This is a genomic window from Citrobacter sp. S39, from assembly GCF_009495675.1.
Taxonomy (GTDB): domain Bacteria; phylum Pseudomonadota; class Gammaproteobacteria; order Enterobacterales; family Enterobacteriaceae; genus Citrobacter; species Citrobacter freundii.
On record NZ_CP045555.1, the window covers coordinates 3755080 to 3778192 of the forward strand.

Genomic DNA, 23113 nt, shown 5'->3' on the forward strand with positions numbered 1-23113 from the left:
AGTTTATTATATCTGCTCCCTGCTAAGTTTCCTTTTCAATTTAATATATTCATATACCATGGAGGATAGATGAAAGAACAATTAGTTAATTTGTATTTTTTTGCATCCGACGATGTAATAACACATGTTGCATTTGTTCTTTATGAGCATTCAGGTACAGAACAAGAAAAAATCAATTTTTTATTATCAAAAGTTGGGACAGATCTTACTGAGGCAAAATATGGAGATATACCGCAGATACTTAAGGATAAAAAGAATGGAGTGTCACTAGAAAAAATTAATGCGATGATGCGTATTGATAATTTAAGTATGATTTTCTCAGATGTTTTAGCACCCTACAATATTGGTGATGAATGTTTGCATCTAATCACTCCAATACTGAATGGTAAAATAATGAATCAACATAGATTGGATTTCGAACCGCTGAGGCAACATCATATTGATAAGTTCTCAGGTTACAATTTTTCACATAGTAATGATTATCTCTCAAAATATCTCGTCAGTGAAAAGTTTGATATAGCTCAATTATTAATTGATGACCATTTTAAGCCAATACATTATCTTTTCAATAATAAGCATTATCTTAGTTGTGTAAAACTTCTTTTTTCTTTTATTGATACAATTGCATGGGTTGATATTGGAGAACATCATAACTTTAAAAAATGGATTACTAAGTATGCTGACTTATCTTCAATAGAAGTTACGGCTGATGAACTCTGGGAACTAAGAAATTCACTCATCCATATGTCTAATTTAGATAGTCAGAAGGTAAAGAATGGTGACATCAGAAGGATCAGCTTCTCTATCCAAAGCCCTAATTCGTTCAAAACAACTACTATTGGCGATACAACTTACTTCAATTTAGTTGACTTTCTTTTTATTATAGAAAATGCAATGAAAAAATGGGTTGATACTTATAATGAAGACTCTCTAAAAATAATTACATTCGTAGAACGCTATGATAAAATAGTAAGGAATTGTTAACACATCTATAAAAGTAAGCCCACAATTTAGTGGGCTATGTACTTATTGCATTGGTAATTATTATAAGTACAGAACTTAGATTTTTAGCTCTACTCTTGTGGTCTTAGAACTAAAGAACTTACAATCTACTCTCTTATGATAGTAAGGAACATTAAAAATGAATTTGAAAAAAACATTTATCACGTTACTCCTATTACTTTTTTTTGCTGTATTAGTTATATTTATGACGACACAATATCTTCAGCCTGTAAATTTTAAATGGGAACCAGGCAGTATTAGTGATTGGTTTAGTGCCTTAGGAACAATGGGTACTTTTTTTATTGCATTTGCTGCATATAGACAAGCCCCAGTATGGATGGCTCAAAAGGATTATGATATAACTCACCGTATTGTAGAAGAGGCTATTTATAGTGATCTGCCTAAACTTCGTTCGTATAGCTCTGAGATAAAAAGGGATACGATTAAATTCACAAATGAATTAATTCATGTATTGACTAATATAACCTGTGATTCTAGTCGTTTTAAAGAAAACTTAGATATAATTGAAGAACATTTACATGATTTTTTCAACTTATCATATTCAATTAATCTTCGTCTATTTTCAGTTGGTAGATATAATTATATTCTCAGTGATCATTCTTTAAAATTGATATCAGAATTCAATTCATTATCAGAAGAGTTTAATGAAGTTTTTGAAGATCTTTTAGAGTCGGAGTCTAAAGTAGGAATGTTGCGTGATGATGAAGAAGTGGCAATAAAAATAACAACTCAAGAATTAAGAAGTATTCAAAATAAAGTTTTGGGTTTAAATAAAAAAATAAATGATATTGTTATTAAAACCCATGCTGATAACAAACCCATAACTCATTTCATACAGTATAAGAAAAAAATCTAATGAATAAGGATGGCAAGTAACTGCACAAATAGGTAATGGTCTGCAGCAATTAGCTAATTTTCTTCGGAGAGTTGATGCTTTTGTTTACATACGGAACTCTGTTGATGAAAAATTGTCTATTAAAATTGAGCTTGATTAATGAAGCATCAAATCTAAGTAGCCCCATTATGGGGCTTTATTTTTTTAGCATTTACTTTTGGGGTTGCCATAAGAATCTCCCGTACCTTTGCTTCATTCGCTGATGCACTCTGATGTACTCCACCCTTCCAGTACTGATCCAGTAGTTCTACGTTTGGTAAGCCCGGCATTGCACGCACACCATCTTCATAGTGAATTGATAGTTCAAGTGAACCATTGATTAGTGCTTTAAAGTTCATTGGGTTGTTGTTTACTACTCTAATTTCCATTATCTGTATTCCATCTATGTATGTTTTCGCCATGTATATAAGTTCATCCAAATCATCACGCATTATTGATTGCTGAAAGTATGCTTCTTCGGATAAGTCATAGAAGTATTCTATTGGTTCTTCTATTGGTACAGTATTTACTGTGACGTTCTGTTTAGTTACGAAATAGCGGCGTTTCTTTTGTTTATCGTAAAATAACATTCCCTGTATGTGGTGATTTATTAGTACGTGTTTCATAGTTACTTCCTTATGTTATGAATTGTATGTAGTATTTTTATCTCATCTCCAGTAGTTAATAGTTCTGTATTGGATTAAGTCTATTCACTTGATAATCACTTTAGTGAGCTTTAACAGCGAACGACCCAAGCAAGGAGTTTACGACGCGGTAGGACTCCAGAACACTTTAGCCCGTAAGGGCGACAAAAGTATCTTAAGTAGTATCTCTGAGTAACTACACCTACTGGATTGAGCAAAGCGAAAGAAAAGACGCTTGCGGGTTTTCGTAGCGATAGCGAGAAAAACGCAAAGTTATACCTATATTTGTTTTTTAGGGATAATGCGACGTAGGAGCGTTAGCCCTCAATAATTAATACGGCGTATATCTATTTTAAAATATCTGGATATGGATAATTATATTATAGGTCGCAAGATGCCACGCAACATCAGAAAAGCCAGTAAAATCAGTGGATTTCTGACTTTATCTTGCGTCATCTTGCGACCAGAACGGGTATCTTGCGAAGGTATTACTTCGCAACATCATCAATGAATCCCTGTAATTTCGACATAATCTCTTCAATAGATTTACCGTCATTATACATCGTATCGATTTCATACTTCTGTTTAGGATGTAGATAAGTCATCCCCTGCTGTTGTTTCTTGTATAAATTAGTACCGTTATCGTGTGCGTCTGGTAGCAGGTCTGCTAACTTGTTACACATCGTGGTAAACTTTCTTGCTGTACTGTCCGATGGGGGATTGGTTCCCTTTTCGAATTCTGCATAGTATCGTTGTAGATGATACATAACCACCTTACGTGTGATTTTAGTGCAACTATAAAACACAAAGTATAACTTCTTAGGATCATAACCTTTAGCACCAGAACTACTATCAATAACATCTAATACGATTGATTTCCCATCTGTTGTAAGATCACTATACTTTCTATTATTACCCGCTATTTTAATGAATCTGCTGTTATCCTTTTCCTGTTTTTTTCCTGCCATGATAAATACCTTTATGAATTATTATTGAATTAAACTGGCTACTTGGGGTGATACCATGTAGCCTTTTTTATTATTTTTTGAATACAAAATATAAGTGTGAATTTTGCGTATCAGTTTTTAGATATTCCCATAACCGTAAAGAACTAACTTTGTTTAGTACGTTGGGAAAGTATGAAACGTTGAACCATTGATTATACTTGTATCCTATGTAATCCCTCATTTCTGAATGACTGTAATCATAGTCAACTTTAGTATGTAGTAAATCGATGAATATTTCATAGTTCATAACGCCTCCTTTATAACGGGTGATACCCGCTGCTTTACGTCTTGCTGCTGCCCTCTTACAGTTTTCCGAGTGTGTAACCCATTCTAAGCGTGTATAGTGGTTATCCTTTACATCGCCCAAATGATCTATCTCTAAGCCCTCACGGTAGCTCTCAGCAAGCCAAGAATGCCCCACTAGCTGATGTGCGGTTACTGTTGTATTTGAGAAGTTGAATGTTGGATATCTAGCATTCAATGTTACTTGTACTACTTCACCCGTATCAATGTTACGTGCCATAGTACCGAATTCATTTACTTCAAAGTTTGTATATTGTTTTACGCCTTTTTTCATTTTTTACTTCCTTGTGGACGGGCTTACTAATCCATTAGTAAGATGTGTTTATTATTTTATACTGCTAGGTGAGTACCGACCTTTTTACTTACTCGCTAAAATCATATGTTGTGAAATTAGATATTGAATCGCTGCCGAACGTGATTTAGCTATACCATCTGATATTAGTTTATCAAGTGCTTCGCTTTGATCTTGGCTTACTTTTGCCGCTATTATGATTGATTTGGTTGAATTCATTTGTTTACCTTTTGTTAGATTCTCAATACATAAAGATACCCCACGAATGGGGCAGTCTTGATCTAAGGAGAATATTATAAAATTACATACTTATTTATTGTGTACTGATAGGAACGCAGTTAAATGCGTTAATTTATCTATATTATATCACATGGACGCCCAAACGTCCCAAAATTAGACTTGATTTTTTGTAACATGCTATTTTATAAAGAGATTTATAATCTCTACAACGGTACACAGCCCAAGCCAGATTAAACACCCAACAAATAGGTATTCTATTAGACCTGTAACCATAACTAGGAAGCCGATTGTGAATAGTATTAGTGTTTTCATGTAGTTCTCCTTTTCATACTTTTATTTATTAGAAAAGGAGAAAAATGTAGTAATAGTCGTTTTTGTACTATCACTAATAATTTTAGTGATTCATGAAAACAAAATCATAGTTTTTGTACATCCAACTAGATACAATCCCATTACCCTCAACCTCTTCGATAAGGTCCCGTAACTTTAGATACTCAAAGTTATTTATCGGAACACCTTCATATGTGTGAAACTGTGGTACTTCATTCCCTTTTTTATAACTTAATACAAATGAATCAGTTCGGTAAACTCTACATCCATCATGTTCTTCAATAGCGAATTCAGTTTGTACTTCACCACCGCCACGTTGATTATTAATTACAATTACATGTGCAAGAACATCAGTGTAGTATTCAAGACTAACAAAAATTGACTTAGAAACTACCCTATACTTAACTGATTTTAATACTAACCTAAGCTCTTTACGTACCTTAGCACGCAATTCTACATTCAATGGGTCTAGTACCTCCTCAATGTTGAAATCGAGTTTTGGTATTTCTTTTATATCTTGGGATTTAATAATCTCTTTGTCTAATTCTTCAATCCTATCCTGTATCTCTGTTAAACCTTCATTCAAATGAATCCCAGTCAGTTTACCCTCAGATTTACGCTTCTTTATTTTATCAATATACTTCTGTTCTTCCTTCCGTAAAGTTGCCAGTTCTTCCCTGATACCATCAATTATTGATCCACTTTCTAAAACCCCTTCAGACATTAGCTTGTTAAAATCTATATTTTTTACTAGCTGGAGTATGTTCTTTTCTACTCTTAAGTATTGAATTGATTTTGCATCACAGATCTTTTTTTCTTCCCTGTTTCTACAAATTATATACTTTACCCTTATATGGTTATAGTGTATTGCGATATTCCCCCCACAACAGCCACACTTGAGGATCTTAGGAAATAAGTTAGTAATATAATCATCTTGAGCAATAGTTATATCTTTTCGAATACGGTTAGCAACACCATTTTGTGAAAGTTTCTGATTTACTCGCTCAAATGTTAGATTATCGATAATTTTTTGTTTAACTACTCCTTTATCTCTTAATACTCTCAATACATTAACAGTGCTCCATCCTTTTGATAGGTGTTTAACGATGGCACCAGTTCCAATACCACTTTCATAGAGTCTAAAAATCTCTTGTACTACTGCTGGTTCAAGCAACAGATCATCTGCTGGTTTTCTTTTTTCCAGCATAACGCGGTCCATCATCCTATTGGCTGTAATGAATAAATCTTCATCAATGACTTTTGGGTATGCATTGTGAACAACCTCACCGTTGTACCGTACATGTTCCCCCAACAAGCGACGATCCCGTATCCATCGAGAAACCGTGACCATTTGAAGCGTTGGATCTCCAATTTTTTTGATTATTTCACCTGTACTAAGACCATGTTTGTACCATTCAAAACAGTTTCTTATCAGATTTACTTTTTCTTCAATGCGTTGATACTTGTTATCAACGTTCTTCAACCACATTGGCATCTTGTTAGAAATCACCGTACCATTCTTGACCGCTTCCATGATTTTTCTGTCCCATGCAGCTTTAGCACGCACAGACTTCATAAGCGACTCATTGTGAGAACGCATCTGTATCAATTCCATTATCAGTTTTGAATGCGGATCATCTTTCCGTAACACTGTACTGGCAGAAATATCGTGAACCTCGATTCCGCTGTTCACAATGAATCTGATAGTGTCCTCTGCCCAACTGGACCTGCGACTGATTCGGTCCAGCGACATAACAATGAGTGCGTCGCCTTCGCCGTACTTGCGGTTCTGCACATCCTGTAAAAATATTCCCAATTGTGATTCGGATGAGATATTAGAATTTTTAAATGCAGAAACACCACGATCTTGAATAAAAAGTCTATCTTTTGTAAAAATTTCAGAATTACTTTCTAAATAACCTTCAAGTGCTGATCGTTGGTCATCCAGACCACCGCCCCCTTCGATTTGCTGAATGGACGATACTCGCTCATAACATATAGGACGGAGCATAATTTTTATCCCGTTGAAGAACTACGCTAAAAGTATTAAATCAAAATGTTCCCATAGTATACGAAAGGACGGCATACCATGAATATATTCGATCACTATCGCCAGCGTTATGAAGCTGCCAAGGACGAAGAGTTCACGCTGCAGGAGTTTCTTACCACTTGTCGGCAAGATCGCAGTGCTTATGCCAACGCGGCAGAGCGGCTATTAATGGCTATTGGTGAGCCTGTCATGGTTGACACTGCCCATGAACCTCGACTTTCTCGACTCTTTTCGAATCGGGTAATTGCACGCTATCCCGCTTTTGAAGAGTTTTACGGCATGGAAGACGCCATTGAGCAGATTGTTTCTTATTTGAAGCATGCGGCTCAAGGTCTGGAAGAGAAGAAGCAGATTCTGTATCTGCTGGGGCCTGTGGGAGGGGGGAAATCATCTCTTGCTGAGCGGCTGAAGTCGCTGATGCAACGAGTACCGATTTATGTCCTGAGCGCCAATGGCGAACGTAGCCCGGTCAACGATCATCCGTTATGCCTGTTTAATCCGCAGGAAGACGCGCAGATCCTGGAAAAAGAGTATGGGATCCCGCGTCGTTATCTCGGTACGATCATGTCGCCGTGGGCTGCTAAACGTCTGCATGATTTTGGCGGGGACATTACAAAATTCCGCGTCGTCAAAGTCTGGCCGTCTATTCTGGAGCAGATCGCTATCGCTAAAACGGAGCCTGGTGATGAAAACAACCAGGATATTTCTGCGCTGGTCGGGAAAGTGGATATTCGTAAACTCGAACACCACGCCCAGAACGATCCTGATGCCTACGGTTATTCGGGCGCACTGTGCCGCTCAAACCAGGGGATTATGGAGTTCGTTGAGATGTTTAAAGCACCGATTAAAGTGCTGCATCCTCTGCTGACCGCCACCCAGGAAGGAAACTACAACGGGACAGAAGGTATCTCCGCCCTGCCGTTTAACGGGATTATTCTTGCCCACTCGAACGAGTCTGAATGGGTAACGTTCCGTAATAACAAAAACAATGAGGCGTTCCTTGACCGTGTTTACATCGTCAAAGTGCCTTATTGCCTGCGGATCTCTGAAGAGATCAAAATTTACGAAAAACTGCTTAACCACAGTGAGCTGACCCATGCGCCTTGCGCACCGGGCACGTTGGAAACGCTCTCTCGCTTTACCATTCTTTCTCGCCTGAAAGAACCTGAGAACTCGAGCATTTACTCGAAGATGCGCGTTTACGATGGCGAAAGCCTGAAAGATACCGATCCAAAAGCGAAATCCTATCAGGAGTATCGTGATTACGCCGGGGTTGATGAGGGAATGAACGGTCTGTCCACGCGTTTCGCGTTTAAGATCCTCTCTCGCGTATTTAACTTTGACCATGCTGAAGTGGCAGCTAACCCGGTTCATCTGTTCTACGTACTGGAGCAGCAAATCGAGCGTGAACAGTTCCCGCAGGAGCAAGCTGAGCGTTATCTTGAGTTCCTGAAAGGCTATCTGATCCCGAAATATGCTGAATTCATCGGCAAGGAGATCCAGACAGCTTATCTCGAATCCTATTCCGAATACGGACAGAACATTTTCGACCGTTATGTCACTTATGCGGATTTCTGGATTCAGGATCAGGAGTATCGCGATCCAGATACCGGGCAGCTGTTTGATCGCGAGTCACTGAACTCAGAACTGGAGAAAATTGAGAAGCCGGCGGGTATCAGTAACCCGAAAGATTTCCGTAACGAGATCGTCAACTTTGTTCTGCGTGCCAGAGCGAATAACAGCGGTCGCAATCCAAACTGGACCAGTTACGAAAAACTACGCACGGTTATTGAGAAGAAAATGTTCTCCAATACCGAGGAGCTGCTGCCGGTCATTTCGTTCAATGCTAAAACCTCGACTGACGAGCAGAAAAAACACGACGATTTTGTCGACCGTATGATGGAAAAAGGCTACACGCGTAAACAAGTGCGTTTACTGTGCGAATGGTATTTGCGCGTACGTAAATCGTCTTAACATAAGTGCCCGGTGGCGCATGCGCTTACCGGGCTTGCAAAACAATGTTCCGTAGGCCGGACAGCGACAGCGCCATCCGGCACTTACAGACATGGCGAACAGTTGGCAGTACGGGGGGCTTATGACCTGGTTTATTGACCGGCGTCTTAACGGCAAAAACAAGAGCACGGTAAACCGCCAGCGCTTCTTACGCCGTTATAAATCGCAAATTAAACAGTCGATCTCCGAGGCCATTAACAAGCGTTCGGTGACTGATGTGGATAGCGGCGAATCTGTCTCTATTCCGACTGATGATATTAGCGAACCAATGTTTCATCAGGGACGTGGTGGCCTGCGCCATCGCGTACATCCGGGTAACGACCATTTTGTGCAGAATGACCGCATTGAACGCCCACAGGGCGGCGGTGGCGGTTCAGGAAGTGGACAAGGCCAGGCCAGCCAAGATGGTGAGGGTCAGGATGAGTTCGTCTTTCAGATCTCTAAAGATGAATATCTTGATCTGTTGTTCGAAGATTTAGCACTTCCTAACCTGAAGCAGAATCAGCAGCGTCAGTTAACGGAGTATAAAACACACCGGGCAGGTTTTACCTCTAACGGTGTGCCTGCCAACATTAGCGTGGTGCGATCCCTGCAAAACTCACTGGCGCGCCGTACGGCGATGACAGCGGGTAAGCGTCGCGAACTGCATGCTCTCGAAGCGGATCTGGAAACCATCGCGAAAAGCGAACCAGCGCAGTTGCTGGAAGAGGAACGGTTACGCAAAGAGATTGCCGAACTGCGGGCAAAAATCGAACGCGTGCCATTTATCGACACCTTTGATTTACGCTACAAAAATTATGAAAAACGCCCCGACCCTTCCAGCCAGGCGGTGATGTTCTGCCTGATGGACGTCTCTGGTTCGATGGATCAGTCGACCAAAGATATGGCTAAACGTTTTTATATCCTGCTGTATCTGTTCTTAAGCCGGACCTATAAGAACGTGGAGGTGGTTTATATTCGCCACCATACCCAAGCGAAAGAAGTGGATGAACATGAGTTCTTCTACTCTCAGGAAACCGGGGGGACCATTGTCTCCAGTGCACTGAAGTTAATGGATGAAGTGGTGAAAGATCGCTACAACCCTGCCCAGTGGAACATCTATGCTGCACAGGCATCGGACGGTGATAACTGGGCAGATGATTCACCGCTGTGTCATGAGATTTTGGCGAAAAAGCTGCTGCCAGTGGTACGCTATTACAGCTATATCGAAATCACTCGCCGCGCCCACCAAACCTTATGGCGTGAATACGAACATCTGCAATCAACCTTTGATAACTTTGCGATGCAGCATATCCGCGACCAGGATGATATTTACCCGGTATTTCGCGAACTGTTTCATAAGCAAAGTACGACCAGTAACAATTAACCTAAACAAATCAGTCAGCGCGTAGATGTGCTGACTGATTTTATAAATAGTGCCCCATCCTGTTTTTATTTTCCCTTAACAGAGCAGCAGGCAATGTAGTTTAGCTGATGACGTTGCGAACGGAAGAAGCGAAACATTTTCAGGAACCGACGACGATTTTCGCTCGTGCGTAAGCCGTTAAACACAATTTTAACTGCCCCTGTAAGCCCTTCATCACGAATTAATCCGCGCGGTGACATCAGCGACATGTTGCCATTCTGCTGCAAAACCTGTTCGAACCCGCAGTTAAGAAACAAATCACGCCAGCCTTGTCTGGTCATTGGGCTAACGTTTGATTTCACCACATCGACAAGCAGGCCCTGATCGCCCGCGCCCAGTTTTTGGGTGGTGAACATAATATCGTGGGTGAGCAGGCGCCCACCGGGCTTCAACACGCGATAATATTCGGCAATTAACTTCGCCTTCGCTTTATCGGCATACATTGTCAGCATGGCTTCGTTAATCACAACATCGAAACTGTTATCCGCAAAAGGAAGAGTGTTGGCGTTTGCCGCCATCACATAAATGTGATTTTCCAGACCATTTTCCGCCACGTTATTCCTTGCGTTTGACAGTGCGGTTTTATCCATATCAATGGCGTATACCTTACAGCCATAGCGTTGAACTAACTCTATCGCCGTCGTGGCCATGTTGCACGCCACTTCAAGCACCTGGCTGCCGGGCGTCAGCTGTGACTGGCTAAACAACCATTCTGTTGCTTCAACGCCGCCCGGACGCAGACGGGTTTTGCCCAGGCTGGCTAAAAATGTATGACCCGCTTTTTCAGTCGCGCTCATTGGCCTGTCTCCTTTTTATAAGTTGCATTATAAATACAACATTAAAGGTTAAAGGTGAAGCGCGCGAATGATTTTTATTACAAAATGTCCTTGCCCGTAGCGTTAGAGCGGATGTATGCCGTGTGATAGACTGAATTATCAGACTTACAGGGCTGTAAATCATTATGAAATTGCATCATAAAGCGCTCAGGCTCTTTATCTCCGTCAGCGTAATTGTTTTGACGTCTTCTTTTTTGGTTTATGAGCTCATTGCCAGCGATAAAGCAATGAATGCGTACATGCGCTATATCAATGAGAAAGCCGACTCATCGTTTCTCTATGATAAGTACACAAATCAAAGCATCGCAGCCCATCTGATGCGCACATTTTCGTCCCCCCAGGAGCCAGCCTCTCTCGAACAGCAAAAAGCACTTTGCACCGCTTTCGACAGCGTTAACGGCACTCATGGGCTCAACCTTACTAAGCACAACTATCTGCCATTACACGGTACGTTGCAGACCACCTCAACAAAATGTAGTGAACAGCTTGATGACATTTTTCTGCTGCCTTCTTTTGACCGGGCGGTCAATGTTAATCGTCAGCAGAAAGATTACGGTCAGGGATTAGGGACGTTAGAGTATAAATTTCGATATTACGTCGATCTCAAAAATAACTACGTCTATTTCTATGATTTGATCGACTCGCGGAAATTTGCGATACACAACTGGTCGTTTTTGCAAAAAGGTACGCTGGGAATCGACCAAAATGATATTGATGGTATTTTCACCGGCCGCACGGTGATTTCCAGTATTTATGAAGATAACCTGACCGAGAAAAAAGTGATGAGCTTTTTAACACCGGTCTACTACACCGGTAAGTTAAAAGGTGTGGTGATGGTAGATATTAATAAAGAGAATTTACAGAATATTTTCTATACCAGCGACCGCCCTCTCGTCTGGCGCTATCTTAATGTAACGGTCTCGGATACCAGCTCCGGTAAAGAGATTCTCGTTCATAAAAGTGAAACCGATCTGTTCCGCTATGTTCACTATGAGAAGGACATACCCGGTGGTATACGCATCACACTCTCACTCGATGTTATGTATTTTATTGTCTCGTCCTGGAAGATATTCGCATTCTATTTACTGGCAACAATATTACTGCTGAATATGGTCAGAACGCATTTTCGGCTGTATCACAACGTCACGCGGGAAAATGTTAGTGATGCGATGACCGGGCTCTACAACCGTAAAATTTTAACGCCGGCGCTTGAGCAGCGTTTGCAACAGTTGGTGAACACGGGAACGCTCGTCACCTTTATCGCCATCGACTGCGATAAACTGAAAGTCATCAATGACACGTTAGGGCATAAAGAAGGCGATCGGATTATCACTCATCTGGCCAAAGCCATTCAAAGCTCTATTCGCAAAAGCGACTACGCCATCCGCCTCGGCGGCGATGAGTTTTGTATTATCCTCATCGACCACCCCAGTGATTTAACGCCCCGCCTGCTGGAGAGAATTCGCTATAACTTACAAATTATTGCGCATGATATATCCATCAGCTTCTCCGCCGGGGTTTATAATATGCAGCCGAACGACACTATTGATGATGCTTACAAAGCATCTGATGCACAGCTCTATCTGAACAAACAGAAAAAACACGCCGGTGCGTGATTATTTTTCTGCAGGATTTTCATTGTTGTACCAGGAGTAAGTCATGACGGAAGTGAACAAAGGTAACGCAACGCATCAGCGTTTAATCTCGCTGTTGTCAGAGCAAGGCGCAACGTACCGCGTGGTAAGCCATGAAGCCGTCGGCAAATGTGAGGCAGTTTCTGAAATTCGTGGTACCGCACTGGGCCAGGGAGCAAAAGCGCTGGTCTGCAAAGTAAAAGGCAACGGCGTCAATCAGCATGTTCTGGCGATCCTCTCTGCCGATCAGCAGGCCGACCTGAGCCGGTTAGCCAGCCATATTGGCGGGTTGAGAGCGTCTCTTGCCAGCCCGGCGGAGGTAGATGAACTGACTGGCTGCGTATTTGGCGCTATCCCACCGTTCAGTTTTCATCCTAATCTCAAGCTGGTCGCTGATCCACTATTGTTTGAGCGTTTTCATGAAATTGCGTTTAATGCCGGGTTGCTGGAAAAATCCGTGATCATGGATACCGCAGATTACCTGCGTATCGCGCAACCTGAATTAATCCCTTTCCGCCGCGAACAATAATGGTCTGCGTTAGCAGTAAAAAAACGTCGCATCGTGCGTTAGCCCAAAAAAAATCATAATCATTAAAAAAAGCCTGTTCCGTCACGCATTTACGCGTACAGTAAGCAGGCTTATTTTTTCTTTTGGCAAGGAAACTACGATGTTTGATGTCACTCTGCTGATCCTCCTCGGACTGGCAGCTCTGGGCTTTGTCAGCCACAACACCACTGTCGCTGTTTCAATTCTGGTGCTGATCATTGTCCGTGTTACCCCTCTGAATACTTTCTTCCCCTGGATTGAAAAACAGGGCCTGACCGTCGGGATTATCATTCTGACCATTGGCGTCATGGCACCGATCGCCAGCGGAACGCTACCGCCCTCCGCGCTCATCCACTCCTTTGTAAACTGGAAATCACTGGTCGCTATTGCCGTCGGGGTATTTGTCTCATGGCTCGGCGGACGCGGCGTTACGCTCATGGGCAGTCAGCCCCAGCTTGTTGCCGGATTACTGGTGGGCACGGTACTGGGCGTGGCGCTGTTTCGCGGTGTGCCGGTGGGGCCGCTTATTGCGGCAGGCCTGGTCTCGTTGATTGTTGGGAAGCAGTAGCCAGCCCGTTCAGATAACGGCCTGGCGTCTGCCCCAGGCCTTTTTTGAACATAGTGATAAATGCCGTGGTCGAATCGTACCCGAGCATTTGCGCGACCTGTTGTACATTGCGGCCATCGATCAACGCCTGCAGCGCCAGAATCAGCTGGAGCTGGTGACGCCAGCGGCGAAAACTCAACCCCGTTTCTTTGACGACCAGACGAGCAAGGTTACGTTCACTCATCGCAAATACGCTGGCCCATTGTCCCAACGTCTGCCATTGTGCAGGCTCTTTCGCCATCGTTGCGACCATTCTGCGAATTTTCGGGTGATCGGAAACTGGTAACTGCATCTGCTCCTGGGGTTGCTGCGGGAGTTCATCAAACAACACTTGCGTCAGCCGCTGAGTTGCCGGCTCCAGTCGCTGAGCATCCGATTTGGACGCCAGCGCCAGAATGAGCTCCCGACATAACGGGGCGATTTTCAGCGTGCAGCAACGTTCAGGCATCACGACAGCCTGCGGCTCAATAAACAGAAAACACAATTGCGCGCCCACGGTAACGTGGTTGCTGTGTGGAATTTCGCCAGGGATCCACACCGCATATTGCGGAGGTACCATCCACATAGCGTTTTCAACTTCACAGGTGATCGCGCCATGCAGCGCCAGGATCAACTGTCCCTTACGATGCTGATGCAGCGGACTGAAAAGTTCATCTTCCCGAGCCTGAATACAAAATGCGACCGCCGCATCGTGGTGCAAATCGGGCTCATATCCATCCAGTCTCAGCCCCAACATAAGAATGTCCTATTTTAGCGATAATCTGTCATTTTAGCTTGATTCATCCATAGTGTAAAAACGCTAAAGTATCGCCTCGCCTGACGATATGAGAACAAAATGATTACTACACCTTCCTCCCGTGGCAAAAACGCAGCGTTGCTGATCGCGGGGATCCTGATGATTGCCACCACACTGCGCGTCACCTTTACCGGCGCAGCCCCGTTGCTGGATGCCATTCGCGCCGACTACGGCTTGAGTACCGCCCAGACTGGGCTTCTGACTACCCTGCCGCTGCTGGCCTTCGCGCTGGTATCCCCCCTGGCTGCCGCTGTTGCGCGCCGCTGGGGCATCGAACGTAGCCTGTTTGCCGCGATGCTGTTGATTTGCGTAGGTATTGCGATTCGTTCACTGCCTTCGTCAGGGTTCCTGTTTAGCGGTACCGCCATCATTGGTTGCGGAATCGCGTTGGGAAATGTGCTGTTACCCGGATTGATTAAGCGTGATTTTTCCCAGCATGTGGCGAAACTCACTGGCGCATACTCGCTGACCATGGGCGCGGCGGCGGCACTGGGCTCGGCAATTGTGGTTCCATTGGCACTAAATGGATTTGGCTGGCGCGGTGCGTTGATGGTGCTGATGGCCTTCCCGCTGCTGGCGCTGATTATCTGGTTGCCCCAATGCCGCCAGACCGCTCATGCCAGCCTGAGTAACTCGCGCGCCTTGCATTCCCGCGCGATCTGGCGCTCTGGCCTCGCCTGGCAAGTAACGCTGTTTCTGGGGATCAACTCTCTTGTCTATTACGTCATCATCGGCTGGCTACCCGCCATTTTAATTAGCCATGGCTACAGCGAATCTCAGGCCGGTTCGTTGCATGGTTTACTGCAGCTGGCGACTGCCGCGCCGGGAATATTGATCCCTCTCGTCCTGAACAGATTTAAGGATCAGCGCGCCATCGCCGCTCTGGTTTCGTTAATGTGCGCCGTCGGCGCGGCGGGATTCGCCATAATGCCCGACCAGGCATTGCTATGGACCATCCTGTTTGGCTTTGGCTCAGGCGCGACGATGATCCTTGGCTTAACCTTTATTGGCCTGCGCGCAAGCTCAGCGCATCAGGCTGCCGCTCTCTCCGGCATGGCACAGTCTGTCGGATATTTACTGGCCGCCTGCGGGCCACCGCTGATGGGGAAAATTCACGACCTCAACGGTAGTTGGCTGATTCCATTAACGGGTGTCGCCGTGTTAGCGATGCTGATGGCGGTGTTTGGTTTGTGCGCGGGGCGCAATCGGGAGATCGCGAGCGCATAATGCTGAGGGCAGGTTCGCGGACAACCTGCCCAATATTTATCCGCGCGCGGCGCGCAGCATCGCCTGAACCAGAGGTACGGGTTTTCCCGCCAGCGCTCCGCGTTCATGCTGAAAGAGCGTGCCGACATAAAATGGATGTGTCACCAGCTCAATGGCACGAATATCACCAGCCTCATCCCAACCGGTCACACGGAGATCGCCGCGCTCCAGCTCAGCGGCAAAATCTTCCGATACGCCGTAGTTGCAGTGATATCCCTCCGAGATAACATCCCGCCCGTAGGCTTTGGCAATCAGCGTATTGGCCCGAAGCTCAATATCATCCGTTTTTTCTACCAGCGAGCAGGTCAACGGTGCTATCACCATCCGACCCGTGGTGTCCGTCTCCGCGTGGGCGGCGTCGATCCAGCCCAGCACGTTGCGGGCATACTCCAGAATGGCATGTTGAAAGCCGCCACAGGTACCCAGGAATGGGATGCGGTTTTCGCGCGCATAGCGTATCGCGATCAGCGCCCCTTCCAGGTGGCGATAAGGACTGCCTGGAACGACCCAAATGGCATCATAACCTACCAGGTCCTCACTGCTGCTGATATCAGATGTGGTTAGCCAGTCATAATCAGCCACTAATTCCAGGACGGCAGCGGCATCATCAATGGCAAGAGGAATAGCCTGATGCGCCACAATATCGGGGTTGTAATCGCCCACCAGCGCAATGCGAAGCGTATCTTTAATCGGGGAAATTTCCATTAAACTTTCCTTATGTCCAGACAATGAGGGACACTATAAGGAGCCTCAGCCTACCGATTTTTTGTTGGTATCACAATCCCTTAAATTGGGAGTCAGGGCTGGCGGAATGCTATAATGGTCACGTTTTACGATCTTATTTAACCGTAATAGCGATAGCTTAATGGAGCGGATGAAGAGATGAATATTCAGTGCAAACGTGTGTATGACCCGGCAGAAAAAAGCGATGGTTACCGCGTGTTGGTCGACCGGTTATGGCCTCGCGGGGTGAAAAAGAGCGATCTTATTTTCAACGAATGGAATAAAGCACTTACCCCGTCATCTGATTTACGTAAGGCATTCCACGCAGAGTTGATTGATTTCTCGCATTTTTCTGAGCAATATCGCGCTGAACTGGCTCAACAGCAGCAAGAAGGAAAGCGCCTCGCAGAGATTGCCCGACAGCAAACCTTAACGCTACTGTATGCGGCGAAAAATACCCAGCAAAACCACGCGCTGGTGCTCGCTGAGTGGCTACGTCAATGCTGACCGCGTATCACTTGCCCGTTGTCGGATGATCTCTACGCCAGAGCGCCCATTCATCAATCACTTCCCCTCCAGGTAGTTTGCAGTCTGACCTTACGCCTTGCGGAGTCTGCACCGCAACCAGCGTACCGCCCTTTTGTTCGCAATACACCGATGCCGGATTCGCCATGCCGATTTTTGGTGGTTTAGGGGCATCAGGCTGCGTGGTACACCCCGCCAGCACCAGCAAGCCGGGCAAAATAATAGACGCTAGTTTCATCTCTACTCCTGTTTAAAAGCATTATTCCGGCAGGTTACCCCGACTTCCCTTCTATCTCCATGTTTTACGTTCTAATTTCAATTTTATGATTACATTTCAGCCAGAAACACGTGTTTCATCTTGCTCCCTGATGTTCTATCATGCGCCCACGCCAGCCTTGTCATCACTCAGGAGTATTTACACCTCATGTCGGACATGATCCTTGCCAGAGTCTCACAATCCTTAGCCACGGAGCAGTCAGTTGAGAGTCTGGTACGCCAACTTCTGGAAATGCTGGAAGTAGTGACTGAGATGGAATCTACATACTTGACCAAGGTCGATCTGGATGCCCGTCTGCAGCATATTCTGTATGCGCGTAATAGCTGCCAAATGCAGATCCCCGAAGGGCTGTCCGTGCCGTGGGATGAAACGCTGTGCAAACGCGCTATTGAGGAAAACTGTCTGTACAGCGACAACGTGCCCGCACGATGGCCGGAATGTACCGCCGCTCGCGCACTGGACATCACCACTTTTCTGAGTACTCCCGTTCATCTTCCGGACGGAACGTTTTACGGAACGCTCTGCGCCACCAGTCGCCGCCAGCATGCGTTAAGCGAACGTGGTGAACAGGTGTTGCATCTGTTTGCCGGACTAATCGCCCAGTCTATTCAAAAAGAGTCGCTGGTTGCTCAGTTACGTGAAGCGAACGCTGCGCTGATTGCTCACTCCTACACCGATGCCCTGACCGGATTACCGAATCGGCGCGCAATTTTTGAAAATGTAGAGACCCTTTTTTCGCTCGCCCGCCACCTCAGGCAGAAGATAGTTGTCGCCTATATCGATTTGGATGATTTCAAATTGATAAATGACCGCTTTGGTCACGAGGTTGGCGACCAGTTCCTGATCCAGATTGGCCACCGCCTGCTGCGTAAATGTAGTGATAATGACATTCTCGGTCGACTGGGCGGTGACGAATTTTTAGTCGCTCGCCTGTCGCCGGAAGATGACAGGGAGCAACGTGTTCGTCTGCAGCAGGTGAAACATCAGTTGCAGCAGCAAATTTGCGGCGACTATCACCTGGGCGATATTCATCTGTTTTATCCTGGTGCCAGTCTGGGCGTGGTGGAAATTGATCCGCTGGAGACTGATGTAAACTGTGCGCTTCATCTCGCAGACAGCGCAATGTACAAGGATAAAAAGCGTCAGGATAAAACCGCTTTTGTCGTACATTAACCCCTGCTATGCTGACTCGTCTTTAAATAACTCTGGTAGATAATCGTATGCGACTCGGTATTATTTTCCCTGTCATTATTTTCATTTCCGCTGTCGTTTTCTTATCCTGGTTTTTTATTGGCGGTTACGCTGCGCCTGGAGCATAACGATGAAAAAAACAACGCTTATTATGATTGGCGTGGCTATCATCGTGGTTCTGGGCACGGAACTGGGGTGGTGGTAACCAAAGAAAAAGGCCACTTATCAGTGGCCTCTATTGTCTGCATGTTTACTTAACTTTTGACTTTTCGATAGATAAACAGCACCACAATCGCACCGATAACCGCTACGACAAAACTGCCAAAATTGAAACCATCAACTTTACCAAAACCAAAGAAGGTACTGATCCAGCCACCCACTACCGCACCGACAACCCCTAAGATGATGGTCATAAAGAATCCGCCGCCATCTTTACCCGGCATAATCCATTTTGCCAAAATCCCAGCGATAAGACCGAAAATCACCCATGAAATAATGCCCATAATATCCCTCACTTATGTTTTTAAGTTAACGATTCGCTCGTTGTATAAAAGCATAGCATAGCGCTGAAAAATTAAAATTTGTGATCGGTATCACCTGCTATTTTCATCTTTTTCTGATCTTTCATAAGGTTAAACCATTGGATGGCGACATTTTCCCTGACGTAGCTCGTCATTAATGTCGAATCGTCAGTCATTCTGCGTTACTCATTCGCCCTCAGTCCCTGCAATTACTGGGTTTTCACTTCTGGCACGATTTATGCTTAAACAGCCGGTCACTATGACAAATCGTAGTCCGCGATGCGTATCGCGCGGCTCCGTTTACAATTCGCGCTATTTCAGCATTTAACAGGTCTGTTATTGATGAAAAAAATCACCAGTGTATGCCCATACTGTGGGGCCGGGTGCAAGCTCAAGCTTGTTGTTGAGAATAACAAAATCATCCGCGCCGAGGCCGCAGAGGGTGTAACGAACCAAAATCAGTTATGCCTGAAAGGCTACTATGGTTGGGATTTTCTTAACGACACTCGCCTTCTGACTCCCCGTCTGACTCGCCCGATGATCCGTTATGAAAAAGGTGGAAAATTCACTCCCGTTAGCTGGGATGAAGCCATTCGTTACACCGCAAAACGCTTATCTGAAATCAAAAATACCTATGGCCCCCGCGCCATTATGACCACCGGGTCTTCACGTGGAACAGGGAATGAAACCAACTACGTGATGCAAAAATTCGCACGTGGCGTTCTCCATACCAATAATGTCGATTGCTGCGCCCGTGTCTGTCACGGCCCTTCCGTTGCCGGGTTACAGGAAACATTAGGCAATGGCGCCATGAGCAATTCCATCAGCGACATTGAAAACTCAAAATGCCTGCTGATCTTTGGCTATAACTGCGCCGACTCGCACCCGATCGTGGCTCGCCGGGTAATTAAAGCTCGCCAGAACGGCGCAAAAATCATTGTCTGCGACCCACGTCGTATTGAAACTGCTCGTATAGCTGACCAACATTTGCAGTTAAAAAACGGTTGTAATATGGCACTGGTTAACGCCTTTGGCCATGTCCTCATCGAAGAGCAACTCTACGATCGCGAGTATGTACAAAAGCATGCGGAAGGACTGGAAACATACTGGGAAACCGTGAAGGACTATGCGCCTGAAGCCGTTGAACATTTAACGGGTGTTCCCGCACAGCAGGTTCGTCAGGCGATGCGTACATTTGCCGCAGCGCCATCGGCAACCGTGATGTGGGGAATGGGCGTCACCCAGTTTGGCCAGGCCGTTGACGTGGTTCGTGGTTTGTCGAGCCTGGCGTTGCTGACCGGCAATCTGGGACGTCCTAACGTCGGCGTTGGGCCGGTGCGTGGGCAGAATAACGTGCAAGGCGCGTGCGATATGGGGGTACTGCCTAACCAGTTCCCTGGGTATCAGGACGTGACCGATTTCACCGTCAGGGAGAAATTCGCCAACGCCTGGGGCATTGACGTCAATCAGATGGATGACAAGGTTGGGACGCGCATCACCGAAGTTCCGCATCTGGCTATTGAAGGCAAAATTAAAGCCTACTACATCATGGGGGAGGATCCGTTGCAAACCGAGGCCGATTTAGGTCTGGTCCGCGAAGGGTTTAACGCGCTCGATTTTATTGTCGTGCAGGATATCTTCATGACCAAGACAGCGGAAATGGCCGACGTCCTCCTGCCGGCCACCTCCTGGGGCGAACACGGCGGCGTCTTTACCTGCGCCGATCGTGGACTCCAGCGTTTTGAAAAAGCGATTGAACCCTCAGGTGATGTCAAGCGTGACTGGGAGATCATCAGCCTGCTGGCCAGTGAAATGGGCTATCCCATGCGGTATCAAAGTAACCAGCAAATCTGGGATGAGATGCGCGAGCTGTGCCCGCTGTTCTACGGTGTAACCTATGAGAAAATGGGTGAAATGGGGCATGTTCAGTGGCCATGTCCGGAGCTCGATCACCCCGGCACACCTTACCTTTACGCGAACAGCCAGTTTGATACCGCCAATGGCAAAGGCAAACTGTTTGCCGCACAATGGCGAGCACCCGCAGAAGTTCCTGATGAAAAGTATCCGCTGGTCCTGTGTACCGTGCGTGAAGTTGGGCACTACTCCTGTCGTTCAATGACCGGCAACTGCGCAGCGCTGCAAGCCCTGGCAGATGAGCCTGGGTATGTGCAAATCAATACTCATGATGCAGAAAAACTGGGTATTCGTCATCGTGACCTGGTATGGGTCAGCTCGCGTCGTGGTAAGGTCATCAGCCGCGCCGATGTATCCGAGCGTATCAATGCCGGAACGGTGTATATGACCTACCAATGGTGGATTGGTGCGTGTAACGAGTTAACTCAGGATAATCTCGATCCTATTTCGAAAACGCCGGAAACCAAATATTGCGCCGTAAGTATTGAGCACATTAGCGATCAGGGATGGGCTGAAAAGTATGCCGCACAGACGTATAGCGACATGAAATCACGCTTGTGCGAGGCCATTGCGTAAGTCACCTCGCTAACCGCCTGAGTCTGGTCATCCAGACTCAGGTATTTTCCCGTTACTTCGCCAGCTGTGGTTCACTAAAGCGAATGGCAGCAGATTCTTCCTGCTTATCCCGCTGCATAAAACCGAGGTTCATCAGGAACAATCCTGCCATAAACGGGAGTTCATACAGCTCCTCAATGAGATCGCCGTACTGCGCGTTGTGCAAAAAGACAGGGGCCAGCAGACGATGATGCTCTACCGTATCGGAGATCAAAAATGCACAGGTGGTGATCGCTAACAGCCATAGCGGCAGCGGTTCATTGCGTAAGCGACGGGCAATATCCTGGCGTAAGCGTTTTGATATCAGGACAGGCAGAATAATCATTGCAATCAATACCACTGAGATAACTCTGAACAGAAGTTTAGGGTGCTCCGGGAAATAATCACGGCCCCAACTGGTACTGCGACCCAGCAACACCAACCACCACACAGCCGCCCAAAGCCAAAATTGTTTCTCGCCTTCAGGACGTGATAAAGGCCGGATGTAGCTGAGAGTAAAAAGCGCTCCAAACAGCAGCCATAACGCCTGACCATTCTCAATCCATCTGACGACAGTACCGTTGAGCAAAGGTAGATTCCAGTTCGCAGTGAACGGGATCGCTACGATGATCAGTCCAAGAATGAAAGTGGGTAATGTTAGTCGGGTATTCAGTTTCATAAGCGAGGTTCTGTATTGTGACTGTTTCACGATCATAACCCCTGTGAATGATCCAACATTAGCAATCAATGCGGATTTCTTAAGGTATTCTTAAGAAATCTTTTTCCGGATATTTCCAGGTTTAACACGGATAAAAAAACCGCGCGGCGTCGTCAAAACGCAGTGCGGTTATTAGATTAAAATTCAGCGCATTCAATCAGTAGGAGTAATTAACGCCTACCACCCGCACACTTCATGCTCATTCTCGGTATCGTATGAACGTACGGTATTGACCAGGTCTTTAACCACTTCAGCGGCCACATCCGGAATCAACAGCGTCATCGGCGCTTCAGTTTCATAATCGACTGACACGCCGTTGCTGTTATTGGTCACTGTTACGGTATAGGTTGCTTTGCCCATGATTTACTCCTTGCCGGTGCGCACGACTTTTCGTTGATTCGCGCTCTCCATCAGAACTTCCGGGGCAACGAAAAAATCGATATTAAAGTAAGTGTCGTCGGTCATCACTTCGATGTTATGCCATTTTTCCGGTGGAAAAACGCCAAACTGACCGGCTTCAATAACCATCACCTCTACGGGCTCCGGGCTATGTTCATCTGCGTATCCGAGATATTTGACCGCCCCCTGCATAACCGAAAGTCGAGGATAAACCCCGGCACGGGTTCCTTTATCAAGGTGGCGTTCGAAAATTCCGGCAGGTGCCGTTTCTTTGTTCCAGAATGGAGTAGAGCGTGTATGGATATGGTTCTGTGGAATTTGAAGCATTTTTCTTCCCTTTTCCAGTCGACAACCAGCGAGTTCTTACTGAACCGCTGCTGTACA

The 23113-nt window shown here is 45.6% G+C and carries 25 protein-coding genes and 1 pseudogene; 13 read left to right on the forward strand and 13 right to left on the reverse strand.

The features are described from left to right. The first annotated feature begins 69 nt into the window (after nt 1–69). Together GFB57_RS17950 and GFB57_RS17955 are read left to right on the forward strand one after the other, a co-directional pair. Complete coding sequence (locus GFB57_RS17950; RefSeq protein WP_290366865.1) at nt 70–984, forward strand: hypothetical protein; 915 nt, start codon at nt 70–72, stop codon at nt 982–984. 157 nt (nt 985–1141) lie between these two features. Beyond that, nucleotides 1142–1879, forward strand: a complete 738-nt coding sequence (locus tag GFB57_RS17955; protein WP_290366866.1) for a hypothetical protein — start codon at nt 1142–1144, stop codon at nt 1877–1879. 152 nt (nt 1880–2031) lie between these two features. Here GFB57_RS17955 and GFB57_RS17960 read toward each other — a convergent pair whose 3' ends face one another. From GFB57_RS17960 to GFB57_RS17980, 5 genes are all read right to left on the reverse strand, one after another. After that, the gene (locus tag GFB57_RS17960; RefSeq protein ID WP_137370779.1) at nt 2032–2523 is read right to left on the reverse strand and encodes a hypothetical protein; all 492 of its coding nucleotides are present in this window, start codon (nt 2521–2523) and stop codon (nt 2032–2034) included. Nucleotides 2524–3029: 506 nt separating this feature from the next. Further along, on the reverse strand, nt 3030–3509 hold the full coding sequence (locus GFB57_RS17965) for a hypothetical protein (protein WP_137370778.1): 480 nt from the start codon (nt 3507–3509) through the stop codon (nt 3030–3032). A 70-nt stretch (nt 3510–3579) separates the two neighbouring features. Next, a complete protein-coding gene (locus tag GFB57_RS17970) occupies nt 3580–4125 on the reverse strand; it encodes a hypothetical protein (protein WP_137370777.1) in 546 nt (181 codons plus the stop codon). Nucleotides 4126–4209: 84 nt separating this feature from the next. Continuing rightward, entirely contained in the window at nt 4210–4362 is a 153-nt protein-coding gene (locus tag GFB57_RS17975; RefSeq protein WP_170975151.1) for a hypothetical protein, read from the reverse strand. A gap of 415 nt (nt 4363–4777) precedes the next feature. After that, complete coding sequence (locus GFB57_RS17980; protein WP_290366867.1) at nt 4778–6724, reverse strand: recombinase family protein; 1947 nt, start codon at nt 6722–6724, stop codon at nt 4778–4780. A gap of 78 nt (nt 6725–6802) precedes the next feature. Between GFB57_RS17980 and yeaG the strand changes: the two genes are divergently transcribed. Together yeaG and GFB57_RS17990 are read left to right on the forward strand one after the other, a co-directional pair. Then, on the forward strand, nt 6803–8737 hold the full coding sequence (gene yeaG / locus GFB57_RS17985; protein ID WP_003030707.1) for a protein kinase YeaG: 1935 nt from the start codon (nt 6803–6805) through the stop codon (nt 8735–8737). 121 nt (nt 8738–8858) lie between these two features. Continuing rightward, a complete protein-coding gene (locus tag GFB57_RS17990; RefSeq protein WP_003030708.1) occupies nt 8859–10142 on the forward strand; it encodes a YeaH/YhbH family protein in 1284 nt (427 codons plus the stop codon). 65 nt (nt 10143–10207) lie between these two features. Here GFB57_RS17990 and GFB57_RS17995 read toward each other — a convergent pair whose 3' ends face one another. After that, the gene (locus GFB57_RS17995; RefSeq protein WP_003030709.1) at nt 10208–10978 is read right to left on the reverse strand and encodes a class I SAM-dependent methyltransferase; all 771 of its coding nucleotides are present in this window, start codon (nt 10976–10978) and stop codon (nt 10208–10210) included. Nucleotides 10979–11142: 164 nt separating this feature from the next. Between GFB57_RS17995 and dgcJ the strand changes: the two genes are divergently transcribed. The 3 genes from dgcJ to GFB57_RS18010 all read left to right on the forward strand — a co-directional run bounded on the left by dgcJ (nt 11143) and on the right by GFB57_RS18010 (nt 13766). Beyond that, nucleotides 11143–12633 carry a diguanylate cyclase DgcJ gene (gene dgcJ / locus GFB57_RS18000; RefSeq protein ID WP_003030710.1) on the forward strand — a complete coding sequence of 497 codons (1491 nt, stop codon included), beginning with the start codon at nt 11143–11145 and terminating at the stop codon, nt 12631–12633. Between the two features lie 43 nt (nt 12634–12676). After that, the gene (locus GFB57_RS18005; RefSeq protein WP_003030712.1) at nt 12677–13180 is read left to right on the forward strand and encodes a YbaK/prolyl-tRNA synthetase associated domain-containing protein; all 504 of its coding nucleotides are present in this window, start codon (nt 12677–12679) and stop codon (nt 13178–13180) included. A gap of 139 nt (nt 13181–13319) precedes the next feature. After that, a complete protein-coding gene (locus GFB57_RS18010) occupies nt 13320–13766 on the forward strand; it encodes a DUF441 domain-containing protein (protein WP_003030713.1) in 447 nt (148 codons plus the stop codon). On the opposite strand, the pseudogene GFB57_RS18015 reads toward GFB57_RS18010, so the two are convergent. Beyond that, nucleotides 13749–14541, reverse strand: a pseudogene (locus GFB57_RS18015) (helix-turn-helix transcriptional regulator); the annotation flags it as partial. The gene GFB57_RS18010 and the pseudogene GFB57_RS18015 overlap by 18 nt on opposite strands. Nucleotides 14542–14640: 99 nt before the next feature. Here GFB57_RS18015 and GFB57_RS18020 point away from each other — a divergent pair. Next, nucleotides 14641–15828, forward strand: a complete 1188-nt coding sequence (locus GFB57_RS18020; RefSeq protein ID WP_003030718.1) for a CynX/NimT family MFS transporter — start codon at nt 14641–14643, stop codon at nt 15826–15828. 36 nt (nt 15829–15864) lie between these two features. Here GFB57_RS18020 and GFB57_RS18025 read toward each other — a convergent pair whose 3' ends face one another. Continuing rightward, nucleotides 15865–16572 carry a CTP synthase gene (locus tag GFB57_RS18025; RefSeq protein ID WP_003030720.1) on the reverse strand — a complete coding sequence of 236 codons (708 nt, stop codon included), beginning with the start codon at nt 16570–16572 and terminating at the stop codon, nt 15865–15867. 177 nt (nt 16573–16749) lie between these two features. On the opposite strand from GFB57_RS18025, the gene GFB57_RS18030 reads away from it, so the two are divergent. Beyond that, nucleotides 16750–17097 carry a DUF488 domain-containing protein gene (locus GFB57_RS18030; protein WP_003030722.1) on the forward strand — a complete coding sequence of 116 codons (348 nt, stop codon included), beginning with the start codon at nt 16750–16752 and terminating at the stop codon, nt 17095–17097. A 7-nt stretch (nt 17098–17104) separates the two neighbouring features. On the opposite strand, the gene GFB57_RS18035 is transcribed toward GFB57_RS18030, so the two are convergent. Beyond that, entirely contained in the window at nt 17105–17353 is a 249-nt protein-coding gene (locus GFB57_RS18035; protein ID WP_003030725.1) for a DUF333 domain-containing protein, read from the reverse strand. Nucleotides 17354–17539: 186 nt separating this feature from the next. Here GFB57_RS18035 and GFB57_RS18040 point away from each other — a divergent pair, with 186 nt between their 5' ends. The 3 genes from GFB57_RS18040 to yoaJ are packed head-to-tail and all read left to right on the forward strand — an operon-like array spanning nt 17540 to nt 18788. Then, nucleotides 17540–18565 carry a sensor domain-containing diguanylate cyclase gene (locus GFB57_RS18040; RefSeq protein ID WP_003030727.1) on the forward strand — a complete coding sequence of 342 codons (1026 nt, stop codon included), beginning with the start codon at nt 17540–17542 and terminating at the stop codon, nt 18563–18565. 47 nt (nt 18566–18612) lie between these two features. After that, entirely contained in the window at nt 18613–18711 is a 99-nt protein-coding gene (locus tag GFB57_RS18045; protein ID WP_032941789.1) for a YoaK family small membrane protein, read from the forward strand. A gap of 2 nt (nt 18712–18713) precedes the next feature. Then, nucleotides 18714–18788, forward strand: a complete 75-nt coding sequence (yoaJ, locus tag GFB57_RS18050; protein ID WP_099530266.1) for a protein YoaJ — start codon at nt 18714–18716, stop codon at nt 18786–18788. 49 nt (nt 18789–18837) lie between these two features. Here yoaJ and GFB57_RS18055 read toward each other — a convergent pair whose 3' ends face one another. Next, entirely contained in the window at nt 18838–19086 is a 249-nt protein-coding gene (locus GFB57_RS18055; RefSeq protein ID WP_003030729.1) for a GlsB/YeaQ/YmgE family stress response membrane protein, read from the reverse strand. Between the two features lie 360 nt (nt 19087–19446). Here GFB57_RS18055 and fdhF point away from each other — a divergent pair, with 360 nt between their 5' ends. Then, nucleotides 19447–21594 (forward strand): formate dehydrogenase subunit alpha, encoded by a 2148-nt coding sequence (gene fdhF, locus GFB57_RS18060; RefSeq protein WP_290366868.1) that lies wholly within the window; start codon nt 19447–19449, stop codon nt 21592–21594. Nucleotides 21595–21646: 52 nt separating this feature from the next. Here fdhF and GFB57_RS18065 read toward each other — a convergent pair whose 3' ends face one another. The 3 genes from GFB57_RS18065 to yeaR form a co-directional block, all read right to left on the reverse strand. Beyond that, entirely contained in the window at nt 21647–22291 is a 645-nt protein-coding gene (locus tag GFB57_RS18065) for a hypothetical protein (protein ID WP_003030732.1), read from the reverse strand. 216 nt (nt 22292–22507) lie between these two features. Further along, nucleotides 22508–22690, reverse strand: coding sequence for a DUF1869 domain-containing protein (locus GFB57_RS18070; RefSeq protein ID WP_003030733.1), 183 nt, complete (start codon nt 22688–22690; stop codon nt 22508–22510). A gap of 3 nt (nt 22691–22693) precedes the next feature. Next, nucleotides 22694–23056 (reverse strand): DUF1971 domain-containing protein YeaR, encoded by a 363-nt coding sequence (gene yeaR / locus GFB57_RS18075; RefSeq protein ID WP_003030735.1) that lies wholly within the window; start codon nt 23054–23056, stop codon nt 22694–22696. Between the last annotated feature and the right edge of the window lie 57 nt (nt 23057–23113).

What these genes read in the sequence shown, in the direction of transcription:
- GFB57_RS18010 (WP_003030713.1), top strand. Translation starts at nt 13,320, where the DNA reads ATGTTTGATGTCACTCTGCTGATCCTCCTCGGACTGGCAGCTCTGGGC.
- GFB57_RS18055 (WP_003030729.1), bottom strand. Translation starts at nt 19,086, where the DNA reads ATGGGCATTATTTCATGGGTGATTTTCGGTCTTATCGCTGGGATTTTG.
- GFB57_RS17990 (WP_003030708.1), top strand. Translation starts at nt 8,859, where the DNA reads ATGACCTGGTTTATTGACCGGCGTCTTAACGGCAAAAACAAGAGCACG.
- GFB57_RS18030 (WP_003030722.1), top strand. Translation starts at nt 16,750, where the DNA reads ATGAATATTCAGTGCAAACGTGTGTATGACCCGGCAGAAAAAAGCGAT.
- GFB57_RS17980 (WP_290366867.1), bottom strand. Translation starts at nt 6,724, where the DNA reads ATGCTCCGTCCTATATGTTATGAGCGAGTATCGTCCATTCAGCAAATC.
- GFB57_RS17975 (WP_170975151.1), bottom strand. Translation starts at nt 4,362, where the DNA reads ATGAATTCAACCAAATCAATCATAATAGCGGCAAAAGTAAGCCAAGAT.
- yeaR (WP_003030735.1), bottom strand. Translation starts at nt 23,056, where the DNA reads ATGCTTCAAATTCCACAGAACCATATCCATACACGCTCTACTCCATTC.
- GFB57_RS17995 (WP_003030709.1), bottom strand. Translation starts at nt 10,978, where the DNA reads ATGAGCGCGACTGAAAAAGCGGGTCATACATTTTTAGCCAGCCTGGGC.
- GFB57_RS17970 (WP_137370777.1), bottom strand. Translation starts at nt 4,125, where the DNA reads ATGAAAAAAGGCGTAAAACAATATACAAACTTTGAAGTAAATGAATTC.
- GFB57_RS17955 (WP_290366866.1), top strand. Translation starts at nt 1,142, where the DNA reads ATGAATTTGAAAAAAACATTTATCACGTTACTCCTATTACTTTTTTTT.
- GFB57_RS17965 (WP_137370778.1), bottom strand. Translation starts at nt 3,509, where the DNA reads ATGGCAGGAAAAAAACAGGAAAAGGATAACAGCAGATTCATTAAAATA.
- GFB57_RS18045 (WP_032941789.1), top strand. Translation starts at nt 18,613, where the DNA reads ATGCGACTCGGTATTATTTTCCCTGTCATTATTTTCATTTCCGCTGTC.
- GFB57_RS18025 (WP_003030720.1), bottom strand. Translation starts at nt 16,572, where the DNA reads ATGGAAATTTCCCCGATTAAAGATACGCTTCGCATTGCGCTGGTGGGC.
- GFB57_RS18065 (WP_003030732.1), bottom strand. Translation starts at nt 22,291, where the DNA reads ATGAAACTGAATACCCGACTAACATTACCCACTTTCATTCTTGGACTG.
- GFB57_RS17960 (WP_137370779.1), bottom strand. Translation starts at nt 2,523, where the DNA reads ATGAAACACGTACTAATAAATCACCACATACAGGGAATGTTATTTTAC.
- GFB57_RS17950 (WP_290366865.1), top strand. Translation starts at nt 70, where the DNA reads ATGAAAGAACAATTAGTTAATTTGTATTTTTTTGCATCCGACGATGTA.
- dgcJ (WP_003030710.1), top strand. Translation starts at nt 11,143, where the DNA reads ATGAAATTGCATCATAAAGCGCTCAGGCTCTTTATCTCCGTCAGCGTA.
- GFB57_RS18040 (WP_003030727.1), top strand. Translation starts at nt 17,540, where the DNA reads ATGTCGGACATGATCCTTGCCAGAGTCTCACAATCCTTAGCCACGGAG.
- fdhF (WP_290366868.1), top strand. Translation starts at nt 19,447, where the DNA reads ATGAAAAAAATCACCAGTGTATGCCCATACTGTGGGGCCGGGTGCAAG.
- yeaG (WP_003030707.1), top strand. Translation starts at nt 6,803, where the DNA reads ATGAATATATTCGATCACTATCGCCAGCGTTATGAAGCTGCCAAGGAC.
- GFB57_RS18005 (WP_003030712.1), top strand. Translation starts at nt 12,677, where the DNA reads ATGACGGAAGTGAACAAAGGTAACGCAACGCATCAGCGTTTAATCTCG.
- GFB57_RS18020 (WP_003030718.1), top strand. Translation starts at nt 14,641, where the DNA reads ATGATTACTACACCTTCCTCCCGTGGCAAAAACGCAGCGTTGCTGATC.
- GFB57_RS18035 (WP_003030725.1), bottom strand. Translation starts at nt 17,353, where the DNA reads ATGAAACTAGCGTCTATTATTTTGCCCGGCTTGCTGGTGCTGGCGGGG.
- GFB57_RS18070 (WP_003030733.1), bottom strand. Translation starts at nt 22,690, where the DNA reads ATGGGCAAAGCAACCTATACCGTAACAGTGACCAATAACAGCAACGGC.